This window comes from Vibrio sp. Vb0667 (assembly GCF_033391095.1).
Genome location: NZ_JAWPOL010000159.1, coordinates 1 through 1,477, shown reverse-complemented (window position 1 = coordinate 1,477; position 1,477 = coordinate 1). Strand labels below are relative to the sequence as shown.

General features: G+C 47.2%; 1 protein-coding gene and 2 pseudogenes. 2 read left to right on the top strand and 1 reads right to left on the bottom strand.

Features of this window, described 5'->3' with window-relative positions; genetic code table 11:
- Positions 1–748, top strand: a 748-nt coding sequence (locus R8269_RS24245) for a divalent metal cation transporter (protein WP_412079968.1), incomplete at its 5' end; no start/stop codon positions are given.
- Between the two features lie 47 nt (positions 749–795).
- On the opposite strand, the pseudogene R8269_RS24240 reads toward R8269_RS24245, so the two are convergent.
- Positions 796–1,194 (bottom strand): annotated as a pseudogene (locus tag R8269_RS24240) (tellurium resistance protein); the annotation flags it as partial.
- Between R8269_RS24240 and R8269_RS24235 the strand changes: the two are divergent.
- Positions 1,178–1,477 (top strand): annotated as a pseudogene (locus R8269_RS24235) (putative PEP-binding protein); the annotation flags it as partial. The pseudogenes R8269_RS24240 and R8269_RS24235 sit on opposite strands and share 17 nt — an antisense overlap.

The following is a 1,477-nucleotide window of genomic DNA, read 5'->3' as shown; positions in this document are numbered from 1 at the left end:
CTTGTTCATGATTGTTCTGATCGCATACGTGGCAATGACGAGCTTACCTCCGATGGGAGAGACACTAAGTGCAGCGGTGATGCCTATGGATGTTGGAAGCTTGCTTCTGCCTACATTGACTATCGTTGGCGGCGCAGTTGGCGGTTACTACACGGGTGCACACCGTCTAGTGGACATCGGCTTGAAAGGTCAAGAGAACGTACCTTCCATCACTTCAACAGCGTGGGCTGGTATCTCTATTGCGGTGGTTATTCGCGTCCTACTGTTTTTAGCGGTTTTTGGTGTTATCGCGACAGGCGCAACGTTGGATTCTGCTAACCCGGCAGCCGACGCTTTCCGTCAAGGTGCTGGCCAGCTTGGTTACTTCATCTTTGGCTTAGTACTGTTTGTTGCTTCCATCACGTCTGTAGTGGGTAACTCTTATATGGCTATCTCATTAATTAAGACGCTTTTCCCCGTTGTAGCGCGAAACGAAAAAGCGTGGTGTGTCGGTTTCATTATCCTAACCTCGCTAGGCACGGTTACCATGGATATGCCAATTCTTCTACTTATGTTAGCGGGTTTAGTGAACAGCATTGTCCTTCCTATCGTTTTGGGTACCGTCTTAGTTGCGACAAAACGCAAAGATATCGTCGGTGACTACCAACACCCAATGTACTTAACGCTAACTGGAGCAGCGATTGTTATCGTGATGGCAGCATCGAGTTTGACTAACGTCGGTAACTTCATGGCGAAGTTTACGGGTTAATACTTTGTTGATAGTGATAAAAAACGGCCTCTTAATGAGGCCGTTTTTTATGCTTGTTTGGTCGGGGTTCTTACAATTTCTGGCCAGTACATTTTCACATAACCTGCCGATACCCAAACGACCAATACGGTCGCGATACTGAGTTCTAAAAAGCCGAAATCGTGTAACCAATGCCATTGAGGATGAGATTGTGCGAAAAAAGAGGTTAATCGGTGCATCGCAATGGCGCTGATGACTGAAGGAAAAGTCACCGCTGCGATCGACGGCTGGAACTTCAATCGAAGTAAGCGGAAATAACATAAGTAGATCAGTAGCGTCATTGTGATCGCGATTCCCGCCAACGCGCCCGTCAGAATAGGGTCGGGTTGGGGAAAATTCACTAAATAAGCTGCCAGTGACAAGTTAACTGGCGCGGCCATAATCGCGAGCGTTGGTCTTGCTCGTCTTGAATTCATCATCAACAAGATGATCGGCATTCACCCGAAAGCACTGTTGAACTTTGACGCTCAAAGCGATGAGCTGAAAGCAGAAATCAAACAGCGCATTCGTGGTTACAAAGATCCTATCGATTTCTACGTAAGTAAACTGACGGAAGGCATTGCGACCATCGCTTCTGCTTTCTGGCCAAAACGCGTCATTGTTCGTATGTCTGACTTTAAGTCTAACGAATACAGCAACTTGGTTGGTGGTAAAGCGTACGAACCGCACGAAGAAAACCCAATGCTAGGC